The sequence below is a fragment of the Candidatus Binatia bacterium genome (assembly GCA_036563615.1).
In the GTDB taxonomy this organism is placed as follows: domain Bacteria; phylum Desulfobacterota; class Binatia; order UBA12015; family UBA12015; genus DATCMB01.
In genome coordinates this window covers 655,429-670,590 of sequence record DATCMB010000006.1, presented here as the reverse complement: position 1 = coordinate 670,590, position 15,162 = coordinate 655,429, and the positions used below count along the sequence as shown (strand labels likewise).

Sequence of the window (15,162 nt, the reverse complement as noted above, 5' to 3'; positions counted from 1 at the left end):
ATGACCCTTCAAATTGCGGCCTTGCGACGGACCGCGAGCGTGAGCACGACGAGCGCCGCGAGCGCCGACACCGAAGCGCCGACGACGAGCGAGCGCGGCCGGTAGCGCAGCTCGACGCGGTGCTCGCCCGCCGGCACGACGACGCCCATCATGGCGCCATTGACGCGCAGGATCTCGACCTCTTTCCCGTCGACCGCGGCGGACCAGCCGGGAGCGTGCAGGCGCGCGACGACCAGCAGAGCGTCGCGCGGGACGCTTGCCTCGATGGTCAGCGCATCGTCGCGCGACGCGCGCACGCGGACCTCGCCCGGCGCCGCACCGGCGAACGGCGCGCTCGGCACCCGCTCCGGCTCGGCGACGCAGGCGACGGCGCGGTCCGGATGCGCGAGCAAGCAGGCGCGCACCTCGTCGAGATCGCGTGCACGCCCGACGGCGCTCGCGAGCCACGCCTCGCCGAGCGCGGCGCGGTTCTCGTAGATCAGCGCCAGGTCGTCGCGGTAGCGCAGCGCGAGACGCTCGAGGGCGCGGCGCCGGAACGCGAGCTCGGCCTGCGCCTCCGCCTCCTCCGCCGCCTTGCCCGGCGTCGGACCGATGCCGCCGACGAACACGGTGCCCGGCCGCGTCGAGCGCACCTCGATCTCGACCGTGGCGGGACCGAACGGTTGCGCGGCGGCGGCGGTCGCCGGGCTGCCGCGCGAACCCTGCCCGACGCCGTCGAGCCAGACGTCCTGCCACGCCGCGTCCTCGCCGAGGACGAGCGTCGCGCGCTCGCTGCGCTCGCCGTCGCGCGTGCGCAGACGCAGCTCGACCGTCGCCTCGAGCGGCTCGCGGGCCGCGAAGCCGGCCGCGAACGCGCGCGGCGCCTCCTCGAGCTCGAGCGCGAAGCGGCACGGCGTCGCGCACGTCCAGTGGAAGCGCCGGTCGCCGTGCGCCTCGTGCAGCCCGCCGCCGAGCGACGCGGTGTCGATGCGGTAGACGTCGAGCGTCGAGAACAGCCGCAGCAGACGTCGCGTGGAGGTCTGCGAGCGCACGACATCGAGCAGGCGCTCTTCCGTGAGCTCTGCGCGCGCGAGGATCCAGCGCAGGTCGACGACGCTCGCGCCCGGCGACGTCGCGGCGACGAGTGGGTCGGGGTCGGCGAGGATCCACACCACGCCCTCGCTCGGCGCGACGAGCTGGCCGATCGTCTCCCAGGCGTCGCGCGGCGTCAGCACGTCGATCGCGCGCAGGTCGCGAAAGCCGAGCACGCTCGAGACGAGTGGTGGCGCGAGCGTGACCGGTCCGGTGATGCGTCCGCCGTGCAGCGCGACGAGCGCGCGCAGCGCCTCGACGTACGGCGCGGGACGGTACGGATCCACGCGCTGCGGACGCGGTCGCTGCGCGAGGACGAGCAGCTCGACGACGGCGAGCGCGCCGAGCAGCACGCGCCAGCCGCCGCGCGAGCGGACCGCGAACCGCCTCCCCTCCTCCGCCGGCGTGAGCGCGAGCGCGGCGAGCAGGGCCAGCGACAGGTAGAGCGGAAAGCAATACTTGACGTAGTTGATCGAGCCCAGCAGCGGCACGCCGGCGAGCGGGATCGGCAGCGCGCCGAAGATGCGCGCGAGGTAGAGCACGACGGTCGCGACCAGCACCCAGGTGACCGCGCGCTGGCGCGCGCGAACGGCGCCCACGACCGCAAGCACGAGGACGACGAGTCCGGCGTGCGGCGGTCCCGCGGCGGGCGGCACGTCGCCGGCAACGAGACGCAGCGCCCAGCGACCGACGAGTTCCGGCAGCGTCGATGGGGCGAGCGTCCACTCCGACTGCGTCGTGCGCCCGGCGCGCACGAGACCGCTCGCCCCGAGGTAGCTCTCGAGCGCCGGAACGAGCGCGCACGCCGCGAGCGCTGCACCCAGCAGCACGCCGGCGACGACCAGCCCCGCGCCCCGGGTCACGCGACGCCCCGTGGATGAGGGCTCGTCGAGCATTGCCGCGACGAGCAGCGGCACCGCGAACAGCGCCGAGGTCAGCGCGCTCTGCGGCTTGACGCCGAGCAGGGCCGCCGCGACCAGCAGCGCGAGCGCCGGCAGCGCGCGGCGCTCGCCGCGCAGCAGCCCCAGCGCCGCCGCGAGCGCCGCGGGGACGAACGCGTCGGTGTTGAGCGGGTGGTGCACGACCCAGTCGAGCGTCTGCCCGGAGAGCGCGAGCGCCGCCGCGGCGACGACCGACGCCCAGAAGCCGCAGCCGAGCGCCGTCGCGAGCAGCCAGGTCGCGAGCGCCAGCACCCAGACGCGCAGCACCCAGGCGACGTCCTGCACGAGCGGCGTCGGATGGAGGTTCGGCAGCAGCTGCAGCGGCGACCAGGCCGCCATGTTCGGGTTCGCCGCGAGCGGCGCGCCGAGCCCGACGCCGTCGTTCCACAGCGGCAGGCGACCGTCGGCGAGCGCGCGGTGCACGAGGTACGGCGCCGGCTCGTCGACCCAGGCGCCGCCCTCGAGGTCGCGCAGCGCGGTCGGCGACGGTGGCGGCGCATCGTACGGACCCGACGGCGTCACCCCGGGCACGAACGGCGCCGGCGACAGCGTGCGTCCGCCGAGCAGCACGTCGGCGAACGCCGCTGCGACCAGGACGACGAGCAGCAGCGCGGCAGCGACGCCGCGGTGGCGCGGCGCGCCGCGTCCTACCACCGCGCGACGATCGCGCCCGCCGTCATGCCGCCGCCGACGGCGTTGAGCACGAGGACGTCGCCCGCGCGCAGACGTCCCTGGTCGAGCGCGTCGCGCAGCGCGAGCGGAATCGACGCCGCCGAGGTGTTGCCGCAGCGGTCGAGGTTGATGCCGACCCGCTCCTCGGGGATGCCGAGCTGCGCGATCATCATGCGGATGATCCGCACGTTCGCCTGGTGCGGCACGAGCAGCGCGACGTCGTCGGGCCCGAGCTGGGCGGTGGCGAGCGCCTCACGGGTCAGCGCGACGAGTTGCTCGACCGCGAGGCGGAACACCTCCTGGCCGCGCATGCGCATCCAAAAGTCCGCGCCTTCGCGCTCCAGGTCCTCGACGCGACGCGCGCCGGCCGGGACGTAGAGGATCTCCCACTGCGCGCCGAGCGCGCGCAGGCGTGACGCGAGGATGCCGCGCGGCTTCGCGTCGTCCGCCGGCTCGGCGACCAGCACGGCCGCACCGGCGCCGTCGCCGAACAGCGCGACCGTCGAGCGATCCGTCGGCTCGCAGTACGCCGAGAGCCCGTCGGCGCCGACCACGAGCACGCGGCGATGGTCGCCGGCGCGGATCGCCTGGTCCGCGACCGTGAGCGCGTACGGGAAGCCCGCGCACGCGGCCGCGAGGTCGAACGCCGGCTGCGTCCCGAGCCCGAGGCGCGCGTGCAGCAGGCAGGCGAGCGACGGAAAGAGGTACGGCGCCGACGTCGTGGCGACGACGATCGCGTCGAGCTCCGCGGGCGCGATCCCCGCGTCGTGCAGCGCGTCGCGCGCCGCGCGCTCGGCGAGCTCGACGAGCGGCTCCTCGGGGGTCAGCACGCGGCGCTCGCACACGCCGGTGCGGCCTTCGATCCAGCCCGGGTCGACGCCGAGGCGCGCCTCGAGCTCGGCGTTCGGCACCACGCGCGCGGGCAGCGCGCCCCCCACCCCGGCAAAACGCGAGCGCAACACCGACTCCTTACCGCACCCCGTGCAGCTCGACCAGGTCGAGGCGCGCGGGCCCGTCGACCTCGAGCCGGACGGTGAGCCGCGCCGCGTCGGACGGCAGCTCGATGCCGACGCCCGCGCCGGGCGCGGCGCTCACCTGCGGCGTCCCCGGCGGCTCGGAGCGCACGTCGACGACGCGCGCCGCCCCCTCGGTGCGCGCGAAGATCCGCACGGTCGCGTCCGCGCGCGGTGCGACCGGCGCCGCGACGGCCGGCGCGGCGCACGGCCACGCAGGCCACGCCGGCTCGCCCGAGCCGTACGCGAGGGGATCGGGCGGCAGAGTCGCGGGCAGCGGCGCCGGCGCGTCACCACAATTCGTCATCTGCGCCTCGCGCGCGGCGATCGCCGGACGGTAGCCGCGCACCTCGAGCGGGCCGACGACGTGCGGCTCGCCCATGCGCGCGAGCCACTCGGGCGGGAAGTCGCCGCGGTAGGTGACGAGCGCGCTCAGGCCACGGTCCTCGGCGCGTCGCGACGAGATCGCGTCGGCCGCCGCGCGGCGCAGGAAGAAGCCGTTGTCGGTGTCGACGTCCGCAAAGCCGCTGCCGTGCACGTCGTGCCACAGCCGCTCGAGCGGGATCGCGAGCTCCTGGGTCAGGATGCGCGCGATCTCGCGCTTGGTGGCGACGTTCGCAAGGCGCGCGCGCGCGTCGGGCGCGACGGGACGCGGACCGCCGAGGCGCAGGTAGTCGAGGTTCGCCGCGACGAAGCCGCTCGTCGCCGCGGACTGGATCCACCACAGCAGCAGCACGCCGCGCGCGACCACGACCGCGCCGAGCAGCCAGCGCGCGGCGCCGAAACGCCACGCCGCCTGCCACGCGATGCCGATCGCGATCGCGCCGGGCACGAGCGTGGTGTCGAGGTAGTAGCACCAGGCTTCGGCCGGCAGCAGCGCCACCGCGCCGAGACAAGCAAAGAAAAGAAACGCGACGAAGCGCACCTGTGCGGAGCGCTCGGCGCGCGGCGGACGGACGAGCGCGAAGCACGCGGCCGCGATCGTCAGCGCCATGCTCGCGCCCTCGATCGTGAGCCACGCGTCGAGCGCGCGCGGACGGTCCGCCGGCGTGAGACCGACGAGCACGCGCTGCCCGAGGAGCAGCAGGTCGACGATGCGATGCGACCACGGATCACTCGCTGCCGCGGCGGCGGCAGCGGCGGGCAGCGGCTCGCGCAGCGCGAGCAGCATCGGCAGCAGCGGCAGCGCGCCCGCCGCGCCCGCGAGCGCGAGGCCGCGCACGCCGAGCGCGCGTCCGCGCCACAGCACCGCCACGCCCGCGAGCAGCGTCGCCGGCGCGGCGCCGAGGTGGAGCTGCGTGCCGAGCGCCGCGACGAAGAGCAGCGCCGCGGCGCGCGCGGTCGACGGTGTGGCGAGGAACGACGTCGCCAGGACGAGCAGCAGCGCCGTCCACGGCGGCAGCGCGGCCGGCGCCCAGGCGATGCGCGCGTCGAGCACGGCGATCGGGCCCGCCGCGAGCCACGCGGCGGCGACCAGCGCCGCGACCGGTCCGGCGAGGCGTCGCGTGAGCCACCACGTCGCGAAGACCGCCGCCGTGCCGAGCAGCGCAGCCCACGCGTAGGCCGCGAGCGGCTCCGCGCTGACGAACGACGGAACCGCCCAGAACCAGTAGTAGAGCGCGCCCAGGTGGAAGCGGTTGCGCATCAGCGGCCCGACCGTGGGGTACGGTCCGCCGCTCGCGATGCGCTCCGCCCACGCGAGGTCGCGCGCCTGGTCGGCGCCGAACCAGCCGGCGTCGAGGTGGTAGAGACGCAGCAGCGCCGCGAGCAGCAGCACCGCCGCGACGAGCAGCGCCTCCGGGCCGCGTCTCAGCGCCGCTTCACCCCGCGTACGAAGACGTCGCGCGGCGTCGGCTTGTCGAGGTCGGCGAGGCTCTTGCGCACGCCCGTCATGTCGGTCCACGACTCCCAGAGGACGAACGCGCCGGCGCTGCTCAGCGCGACCTGCGGGTAGCGCAGCGTCTTCTTCTGGTCGGCGACCGCGATCTCCGTCGCCTTGCTCGTCCAGGTGCGGCCGCCGTCGTCGGAGGTCTTGAGCAGGATCTTCTTCACGTCTTCCTGCCAGGTGACCGCGACGTGCTTCCCGTCGTACACCGCCATGCGCGGATGCTGCGCGCCGTCCTCCTGGCTCGCGGCATCGTCGATGCGCAGCGGCGCCGACCACGGATGGCGCCACGTCGCGCCGCCGTCGTCGGAGGCGTTGAAGTAGATCCCGGACGGCTTGCCGGCGTCGCCCGCGTGCCAGACGAGGTAGACGTGCGGACCGTCGGACAGCAGGTGGAAGAAGGTCTGCACGCTGCCGTCGAAGACCACCTCGGGCTTGCTCCAGGTCTCGCCACGATCGCTCGAGGTCGAGAGCCAGAGCCAGCTCTTCGCGGTGTCGCCGGTGACGCCGCCGGTCCATGCGGCGATCAGCCGACCGTTCGACTCGACCAGCGCGGGCCACATCGGCGACGCCGGCTGGCCCGGCGGGCTGACGCGATGCGGCTCGCCCCAGGTCTGACCCTTGTCGGAGCTCGCCGCGACCGCGATGTGCGCGCGCGTGCCGGTCGGTGCGCCGCGCGGCGGACGCTCCTCCCAGGCGACGTAGGCCCAGCCGTCGTCACCGACGACGACGACCGGCGCGTCGGAGTCCGCTTCGGCCTGACGATCGACCCGCTGGTCCTCGGGCAGCCAGGTCTTGCCGGAGTCGAGCGAGCGATTCGCGAGGATGTCGCGCTTGACGTTGCGCTCGTCGCTGAACGCGACGACGACGTTGCCGTCGCTCGCGACGTCGACCGAGGGCAGGAAGGACTGCGTGACGGAGTTCAGCGCCTGCACCGGCGTCCAGGTCGCGCCGAAGTTCTCCGAGCGCCGCGCGAGCACGTACTTCTGTCCGGCGACGTTGCGCCGCGCGTGCCACACGATCAGCAGCTCGTCGCCCTGCGGGAGTGGCGCGAACTTCGGAACGACGGACACGGTCCTGGCGAACTCGCCCTCGTTCATCACCTGCTCGGCGGACCAGGTGTCGCCGGCGTCGGCGGACGCGCGCACGACGACGTCGCGGTCGCGCGGTCCGTTGCGGTTCAGCCAGGCGGCGACCACCTTGCTGCCGCGGGCGGTGATCGCCGTGTAGTACGGCCACGAGAAGGTCCCGGCGAGGCCCTCGACCTCGTTCATGCGCTTGACGGGTCCGAGGGCGAAGCCTTCGGGCGCACCGTCGCGGCTGCACGCGGGCGCCCCGAGGAGGGCTGCGACACAAAGAAACGCCGCGGCGACGTGCCCACGGCTGGCTTTGATCCGACTCAACTCCTCCGCCTCCTTGCGCCGTGAGCGGCTGGTGCTGCGACCAGCGCTCGACTCGTGGCCCAGATACGGCACGGGGCCAGAGCTTGCGCTCTGACCCCGTGCTCGGAGCCGGCTCGCGCCGGCTCCATCTACCAGCCGAAGCTAGATCAGAACAGGCCGGTCAGCTTGTACTTCATGTTCGAGCTGCCGCCGAAGTTGCCGACCGCCTGGCCGTGGATGCCGTAGATGAAGCGATCGGTCTCGCCACCGATGGCCGGCGTGAAGTTGCTCAGGCGGAGGATACCCGACGAGAGCAGCGACACGGTCGGCGGAATCAGCGCGAAGCTGCAGGTACCATTCGGGCAATCAAGATTCGAATTGCACGGCGCACCCGCGTTCGGGCCACCCGCGCAAGAGTTCTGGCCCGGGATGAGCGAGGTGAACTTTGCGCAACGAATGTCCGCCTCGGGCAGCGAGGTCGGGATCTCGAGGTTGTCGTAGAACACGAGGTCCGCACGGATGTTCGACGAGTTCGGGCCAACCTCGTACTGCGCCGACGCGCCGCTGCCGCCACGCTCACGCAGCGACAGGAGGACCACCACCGAGTCGTCGAGCGTCTCGGGGTTGAAGGTCTGGAGGCTGAAGTCCGTCGCATCGATCTCGGGCAGCTCGGTGCGATCACCGAAGAAGGTGCCGAGGCCGATCGCGTCGTTACCGAACGACGCCTGCGTGGTGGTGTCGGCGAAGGTGTAGGTGCCGACGATCGCGTTGTCGACCAGCTCGTAGCCGCGGACCGACGCGTCGCTGCAGATCTCGTCCGTCGCGTACGCCGTCACGACGACCAGACCACGGTTGCCGCTGAGGTCGATCTGCGGGCCGATCGGGTTGTTGCCGGCGTCGATCGCCGACAGCTCACGGGGATCGACGACCACCGTGTCGTTCAGCGTCAAGCAGATGAAGACGTCGGCGAGGTGATCGCAGGTCTCGCTCCAGAACGTCCAGTGCGTGGTGACGCCCGCGATGAACGCATCACCCACCGGCGACAGGCCGCCGATGTTGCTCGCGAGCAGGAAGGTCACCTGGTCGTCCGTCACGTCGAACGGCATGACCAGAGCGTTCGCGGGCTGCGTGAAGCTCGTGAACGGATCGTCCACCAGCGCGTGGCTCTTGCTCGCGCCGAGCACAGAAACGGCCAACGCAACCGCGGCCACCCCTAGCTTTCGAATACCTCTCATAATCCCCTCTCTCCTTTCGCTGGACCGCTCAGTAGCTGAGCTATCAACAGACTCCACTCGCAGCCTGGCTGCCGATGGGACGCGTGTTGGCTGCCTGCGAGACCGCCAATCGCTTCGCTGCCGCCAACCGCTTCGCTTCCCGACTGCTCCGTCTCTCTAGCCCGCGGTGTCGGTCAATTCCGCCGCGGATTCCCAACTTCGATGCTCTCGTCCCCCGACCCCGACACAGGGAAGGAAGCCCCGATAGCGTACCAGGGCCCGTCGAGTCAACCGAACCAACACAAAAACCAAACTGTACTTTGCCGTGCGAGCTGCGCATCCGAAGGCCCATCAGCCCGCCAGCTGGATGTACCAGCGACCATCGCGGGACACCCATTTTTGCGGTTCCTCGACCTCCTTGCGCAACATGGTCGTGCCGCCGCGGGGGTTGAGGACCGGGATCATCGCATCGAGCTTCGCGACCACCTTGCCGGTCTCGCCCTGCTCCTCGGTCGACACGACCTTGAAGCCAAGGATGTCGAACGCCGCGCTCCGCCTACGCAGGAACGTCTCGCGCTTCAGCGTCTTGCGCAGCTCGGGGTCGAGCAGGCCGTCATAGATGGCGTCCCAATCGCGCTTCTGCTTCAGCTCGAGATACTGCCGGGCGCGCGCCTCGAGGTTCTCGGGGGCTTCTTGCTCGGGCTTCGCCTGGCAGCCTGCTGCGGTGATGGCCATGCCGAGCAGGGCGGCCAGCGCGATCCACGCGCCCGCAGCCGACCCGGCGGCCAAGAACGGGACGGCGTACGCTCCTCTACGCACGACCGTCCTCCATCGTTGGAAGACTGGCCAGCCCGTCCGCCGTGACGTCGACGCGCCACACGTGCGGCAGCCGGCAGACCCCCCAATCCGTCTTCGAGTTGACGATCGAAAACGGCGCCTCCCCCTCCCTCACATCGAGCATGATCAACGGCCTACGGCTGTCGATCGTCGCCACGTTCCAGGAATACGATCCGCCGAACAACGGAAGCTCGGGAAAATGCAGCGCAACGTAGAACTCGTCCGGACCGATCTCGCGCAGTGCGACGCCATCGAGCTCGGTCGAGGCGACATAGCAAACGAGACCGTCGCTGCGCACGAGTCCGATGGCGCAACCGGGCACCACGTCGCTGCCCGGTAGCCGCCGCAGCCACACGCGGACCGTCACCGGCTCGCCGGTCTCGATCTGCGTCAAGGGACGCCCGGTCTCGTCGACGGCCTCGACGCGCGCGACGCGCAGCATCGCCTGGCCGTCGCTGGCGCCGGTCTCGCCCTTGAGGATGCGGGTCCGGGCGCGGTCCCAGTAGGCGTCGCACACCTCGGCGGCCGGGCCCTGCGCCTGCACGACGCCGTGGTCGATCCACAGCGCCTGCCGGCAGAGCTTCTTCACCTGATAGAGGTTGTGCGAGCAGAAGACCAAGGTCCCGCCGCGCTCGACGAAGCGCGAGATCCGGTCGAGGCACTTGAGCTGGAAGCGCTGATCGCCCACCGCGAGGGCCTCGTCGACGATGAGCACGTCGGGGTCCGACGCGGTGGCGATCGAGAACGCCAGGCGGAGGAACATCCCAGAAGAGTAGGTACGAACCGGCTGGTCGATGAACTCGCCGAGCCCAGCGAAGTCGACGATCTCGTCGACGCGCCCGGCGATCTCGGCGCGGCTCATACCCTGCGCCACCCCCACGAGGAAGATGTTCTCACGCCCGGTGAACTCCGGGTGGAAGCCCGCCCCGAGCTCGAGGATCACGCCCCGGCGACCGCGGACGGTGAGCTCGCCCTCGGTCGGCGACGTCGCGCCGGCGAGCATGGCGAGCAGCGTGGTCTTGCCGGCCCCGTTGTCGCCGACGAGCCCGAGCGAGCCGCCGGCGTCGAGGTCGAACGAGACGTTGCGCAGCGCCCAGAACAGCTGGTGGCGGGGCTTGCCCCCGAGCCACTCCAGCGCCCGGTCGAGCGGGCGCGCATAGCGCCGGTAGGCCTTGCCGAGGCCGGCCGCCGAGACCGTGCTCATACGAGATCGGCGACCTCGTCGCGGGCGCGCGACAGCACCACGGCGCCGCCCGAAAGCGCCCCGGCGGCCGCAACGGCGCTCCACCCGAGCGCTCCCCAGGACATCGGCCCACCCAGCGCAAACGCCCGATAACTCTCCACAATCCCGCACAGAGGATTCAACGCGAGCAAGCGTTGCAGGGGCTGCGGCGCCGTCTCGAGCGTGTAGACGATGGGCGTCAGATAGAACCATGCCTGGAGCGCAACGACCACCACCTGGGCCGTATCGCGGAAATAGACGTGCAGCACCCCCAGAATCCAACCAATGCCGATGGCAAAGAAAATTTGCAGGGCGAGGGGGACCAGGCAAAGCGGCAAGGTCGGGGCCACCCGGACCCCGAGCAGCGGCATCAGCAGGACCAGGACGGTGAGCGCCACCCCGAGCTGAACGGCGGCGGCGAGCACCGGCTGCGCGGCGACGATCCCCGGCCGGAACGCCATCCGCTTGATCAGCACCCCGCTCTCGACCAGCGAGGTCGTGGCCCGGGCCGTCCCCTCCTGGAAGGCGATCCAGGGGAAGATGCCCCAGGCCAGCACGACGGGAAACGGGATGTCGCGCATCCCGCCCAGCCGGATCTCCAGGACGTAGGAGAACACCAGGGTCAGGATCACGATCTGCAGCAGGGGGCTCGCGACCGCCCACACCAGCCCGACCGTCGAGCCGGCGTAGCGTGTGCGCAGATCCCGCGACACCAGCGCGACGATGAGCCGGCGCTGGCGCCACAGCTCGACGATCGGGTCGAGCATGCCGCGTCAGCGCCCCATCAGAAGCGGCCGCCCTCGCCGCGCGCCCGCCGCAGCCCGATGCGGACGTCGTTGCTGTCGGCGCCGAGCGCGATCGCCTCCTCGAAGCTCTCGATCGCCAGGTGCGCATCGCCACGGCTGAGCTGCGCCCAGCCGAGCACCGTCAGCGTCTGCGCGTCGCGGCGCTCGTTGACGGCCCGCACCGCGAGCTCGTGCGCGCGCTCGTACTCGCCGAGACGACCCGAGAGCGTCGCGAGCGCCATCAGCGCGTCGACGTCCTTGGGCGCGAGCGTCACCGCGCGATCGAGCGCGTCGCGCGCTTCGAGCAGCTTGCCGTCCGCGACCAGCGCGATCCCGAGGTTGTACTGACCGCGCACGGAGTCCGGCGCGACCTCCACCGTCGCCCGCCAGAGGGTCACATCGTCCCGCCAGTCGGCCGTGCGCGCGTGGCTACGCAGGCCGAGCGACAGCACCATCGCCGCGACGACGACCGCGATGACGCGCGGATGCCGGCGCGCCAGCGCGCCGAGCCCCTGCCCCGCGGCCAGCGCGAGGCCGGCCAGCGCGAGGTACGCGTTGTGCTCGGCGAGCACCTCGCGGTACGGCACGATCTGCGCGACCGGCAGCAGCGCGACGACGAACCACAGCAGCCCCGCGCCCGCGACGTTGCGCCGCACGAGCAGGAGCACGCCCGCGACCACGACGACCAGCAGCGCGAGCCCCGCGAGCGCCGACGGCAGATCGAGCGACGACTCGGGCAGCGCGAAGGCGTACGGCTGGTAGTCGGCCGACAGCCGGCTCGGCCAGAGCGCAAGCCAAAGATATTGTCCGAGGACGCGCAGCGTCAGCGCCGGCTGCGGCGCGAGCGAGCTGCCGATCACCGCGCCGAGCTGATGCGCGAGCGGCGCGGTGTAGACCCACAGACCGACCGCGACGATCGCGAGCGCGGTCAACCCGATCGCCCAGGACGCACCACCGACGCGTCGTGCGGCGCCCTCGTCCCGCGCGACCCAGAGCAACACGGCGAGCACCGGCACGACGATCGCGCTCTCCTTCGCCATCACCGCGAGCGCCGAGAACAGCACCATGCCGACGATGGCGACGACGCCACGGACGCCGAGCCGTCCGCGGCGCTCGGGCGGCGCGAAGCGTGGCGGCGGCGGCTGACGGAGCAGCACGCACCAGCAGACCAGCGCGAGGAGGACGAAGAGCGCGACCAGCTCGTCGCGCCGACCGGCGACGTAGACCACCGCCTCGCTGCCGAGCGGGTGCACGGCGAAGAGCGCCGCCGCGAAGAACGCGCCGAGCGGCGAGCCGATCGTGAGGCAGCCGAGCGCGTACAGCGTCAGCGTCACGAGCGCGTGGTAGACGAGGCTGCTCAGGTGGAACGCGCGCGCGTCGAGGCCGCCCGCCAGGTGGTGGTCGACCATGTACGACAGCATGCGCAGCGGCCGGTACACGATCCCCGACTCGGTGCCGAGCAGCAGCTCGTGAGCCTGCGACAGCGGCAGCCGCACCACCGGGTTGTCGACGACCAGCGCCTGGTCGTCGAACACGAACTCGTGCTCGAGCGCGGCACCGTACGTGACGGCGATCAGAGCGATGAGCGCGATCGCCGCCGCGACGTGCCGCAGAACGCGCGCCGTCAGTAGCTCGACTCCCGGTTCGGCAGCATACCCTCGGTCGGGCGCTGCGCGGTGGTGCTGCGGCTGCGGAGCCGGTTGATGTAGGCCCTCTCCGCCTTCGACGGCGGCTTGAGACCGCTCGTGCGCTCGATCTCGTCCACCACGTCCCACAGCCGGTCCTTGTACTCCTCGGTGACGAGCAGCGACTCGCTCCGGTTGCGGATCACGTGCGGCGTCAGCAGCACGATCAGCTCGACGCGTCGCACGCTGTCGTCGTCGAAGCGGAACATCCGCCCGATCACGGGGATGTCCATCAGGTACGGCACGCCCGAGCGCGAGCGCGAGCTGGTCTCCTGGATGATGCCGCCGATCAGCAGCGAGTCGCCGTTCTGCACGACCGCCGTGGTCTCGGCCTCGCGGGTCGTGAACGACGGCGAGCCGGTGCCGCCGAAGTTGTCGGCGCCGACCTCGGAGACCTCCTGACGCACCTGCAGGTTGACGAGGCCGTCCGCGTTGACCTGCGGCAGCACCGTCAGGATCACACCGGTCGAGCGGTACTGGACGCTGTTGACCAGCGCCGTCTGGCCGCCCGCCGTCTGGATGCCGGCGATGTTCGCCTGCGAGGTGAGGATCGGGATCTCGGTACCGATGTGGATCGACGCCTCGCGGTTGTCGGCGGTCAGGATGTGCGGGCTCGCCAGCACCTTCAGGCGGTTCGCGGCGGCGAGCGCGGTGAGCGTCAGCTTGAAGCTCGAGTTGTCGCTGATCACCGCCGTGAGCACGTTGTTGCTCGCGTTCGGGATGATCTCGATGAAGCGCTTGAGGTCGCCGCTCGCGGTGTCCTGCAGGACGGAGTTCAGCAGGCTCGCGGTGCCGTTCATGTCGCCGTTCGTCGGCGTCGGGCCCGCAGTGCTCGTCGGCTGCGGCGTCGGCACGGCGTTCACCGAACCCGGGTTGGTGATCACCGACTGCAGGCCGAGCTTCATGTCCTTGTTCAGGCTGACCTCGGCGATCAGCACCTCGATGACGACCTGACGCGGCACCACGTCGAGCTCGCGCAGCACCTTGAGGATCTGCTCGTAGTCGCGCTTGGTCGCGAGGATCACGATCGAGTTCGCGATCTCGTCGGCGACGATCCGCACCTCGTTCTGGAACATCGAGAGCGGCCCCTCGCCGCCCGTGATGACGAAGCCCGACGCGCCGCCCCCGCTGATGCTGCCGCCCGGCGTCCCGCCGAGCACGCCCGCGGGCTGCGCGCCGGAGCGCCGACCGAGACCACTGCGACCGCTGCTGCCGAGCCCGCGCGAGCCGCTCGAGCCGAGGCCGCCGCTCGAGCCGAGCTGCTGGGTGCGGCCGAGCCCCGCGCCGGCGGAACGGCCGCCGCCGAGCGTCCGGCCGCCGGTGCTGCTGGCCGCGCCGCCAAAGCCGCCGCCGCCACCGCCCCCGAAGCCGCGCAGTCCGCCCGCGCCGCCGAAGCCGGGCTGGCCGCGCTGCGGCGCGCCCGGCCCGCCGCCGTTGCGGCTCGTGCCCTCGCCGCCGCCGTAGAGCTCGTTCAGCACGACCGCGAGGTCCGCGGCCTTCGCGTTCTGCACGTTGTAGACGCGCACCGTCCGCGTCAGCTCGTCGTCGGGCGGCACGTCGAGCAGCTTCATCCAGTAGTCGACCGCCTCGAACATGTCGTCGTTGAACGCGAGCACGGCGATCGAGTTCAGACGCAGCAGCGGGATCACGTAGACGCCGCGCTCCGCGGCCGCCTCACCGGTGATCCCGTAGGTGTCGAGCACCGCGAGCAGCTCCTGGCCGAGGTCTTCGATGTTCGCGTGCTCGATCTTGAAGACCTTCGCCTTCAGCTCCTTGAAGCTGTCGCGATCGAGGAGCTGCACCATCTCGCGCAGACGCTCGACGTTGGTCGCGATGTCCGTGATGATCAGGACGTTGGCGCGCGGATAGGCGAAGACGTCGCCGCCCGGGGTGATGAAGGGCTCGAGCAGGTTGACCATCTCCTGCGCGGCCACGTTCTTCACCGTCACGAGCTCGACCACGAACAGGTCGTCGGCGCGCATGGCGGCGGTGTCCTTCACCGGCGCGCGCGTCTTCGCCTCCGCGATCGGCATGATGTTGTACACCTCGCCGACCTTGACCGCGGCGATGCCGATGCTGCGCAGGATCTGGTTGAAGATCGGGAAGAGCTCGCTGCGCGGGATCCTGCCCGTCGTGCGAATCGTCACCTGCCCCTCGACGCGCGGGTCGAGCAGGTAGTTGATGCCGAGCGCGCCCGCGAGGCTGTGCACGACCTCGCGGATGTCCGCCTTCTCGAAGTTCAGGACGATCGCGTCGTCGCCGCTCTCCGCAGCCGGCGGCGGTGGCGGCACCATGTCGGGCGCAACTTCCTGCTGCGCGTCGATCGCGGTGGGAAGGAGCGTCCACGACAGCACGACGGCCGCAAGCAGCGCCCGCCCATGTCGGCTGGAGCGGCCGGAGGTTCCGCGCACACCCCTCACACCCGGTCCCTGACGACCCATGCCCCCTCCCTGCC

10 protein-coding genes are annotated in these 15,162 nt (G+C 72.0%); all 10 read right to left on the bottom strand.

Annotation, left to right across the window (positions count from 1 at the left end; all coding sequences use genetic code 11):
* Positions 1-8: 8 nt before the first annotated feature.
* The 10 genes from VIS07_05905 to gspD all read right to left on the bottom strand — a co-directional run bounded on the left by VIS07_05905 (position 9) and on the right by gspD (position 15,061).
* Complete coding sequence (locus VIS07_05905) at positions 9-2,666, bottom strand: YfhO family protein (GenBank protein ID HEY8515025.1); 2,658 nt, start codon at positions 2,664-2,666, stop codon at positions 9-11.
* Positions 2,660-3,646: a beta-ketoacyl-ACP synthase III gene (locus tag VIS07_05900; protein ID HEY8515024.1), complete on the bottom strand. Its 987-nt coding sequence runs from the start codon at positions 3,644-3,646 to the stop codon at positions 2,660-2,662. The genes VIS07_05905 and VIS07_05900 overlap by 7 nt, the downstream gene beginning before the upstream one ends.
* A gap of 7 nt (positions 3,647-3,653) precedes the next feature.
* Positions 3,654-5,474 carry a hypothetical protein gene (locus tag VIS07_05895; protein HEY8515023.1) on the bottom strand — a complete coding sequence of 607 codons (1,821 nt, stop codon included), beginning with the start codon at positions 5,472-5,474 and terminating at the stop codon, positions 3,654-3,656.
* A 32-nt stretch (positions 5,475-5,506) separates the two neighbouring features.
* On the bottom strand, positions 5,507-7,057 hold the full coding sequence (locus VIS07_05890) for a sialidase family protein (protein HEY8515022.1): 1,551 nt from the start codon (positions 7,055-7,057) through the stop codon (positions 5,507-5,509).
* A 74-nt stretch (positions 7,058-7,131) separates the two neighbouring features.
* Entirely contained in the window at positions 7,132-8,160 is a 1,029-nt protein-coding gene (locus tag VIS07_05885) for a hypothetical protein (GenBank protein ID HEY8515021.1), read from the bottom strand.
* Between the two features lie 369 nt (positions 8,161-8,529).
* Entirely contained in the window at positions 8,530-8,997 is a 468-nt protein-coding gene (locus VIS07_05880; protein HEY8515020.1) for a hypothetical protein, read from the bottom strand.
* Positions 8,990-10,219 carry an ABC transporter ATP-binding protein gene (locus tag VIS07_05875; GenBank protein ID HEY8515019.1) on the bottom strand — a complete coding sequence of 410 codons (1,230 nt, stop codon included), beginning with the start codon at positions 10,217-10,219 and terminating at the stop codon, positions 8,990-8,992. Before VIS07_05875 ends, VIS07_05880 begins: the two co-directional genes overlap by 8 nt.
* On the bottom strand, positions 10,216-11,004 hold the full coding sequence (locus VIS07_05870; protein ID HEY8515018.1) for an ABC transporter permease: 789 nt from the start codon (positions 11,002-11,004) through the stop codon (positions 10,216-10,218). Before VIS07_05870 ends, VIS07_05875 begins: the two co-directional genes overlap by 4 nt.
* Positions 11,005-11,021: 17 nt before the next feature.
* On the bottom strand, positions 11,022-12,557 hold the full coding sequence (locus tag VIS07_05865; protein HEY8515017.1) for a hypothetical protein: 1,536 nt from the start codon (positions 12,555-12,557) through the stop codon (positions 11,022-11,024).
* A gap of 89 nt (positions 12,558-12,646) precedes the next feature.
* Positions 12,647-15,061, bottom strand: a complete 2,415-nt coding sequence (gspD, locus tag VIS07_05860; protein ID HEY8515016.1) for a type II secretion system secretin GspD — start codon at positions 15,059-15,061, stop codon at positions 12,647-12,649.
* Positions 15,062-15,162 lie beyond the last annotated feature (101 nt).

What these genes read in the sequence shown, in the direction of transcription:
- VIS07_05875 (HEY8515019.1), bottom strand. Translation starts at nt 10,219, where the DNA reads ATGAGCACGGTCTCGGCGGCCGGCCTCGGCAAGGCCTACCGGCGCTAT.
- VIS07_05870 (HEY8515018.1), bottom strand. Translation starts at nt 11,004, where the DNA reads ATGCTCGACCCGATCGTCGAGCTGTGGCGCCAGCGCCGGCTCATCGTC.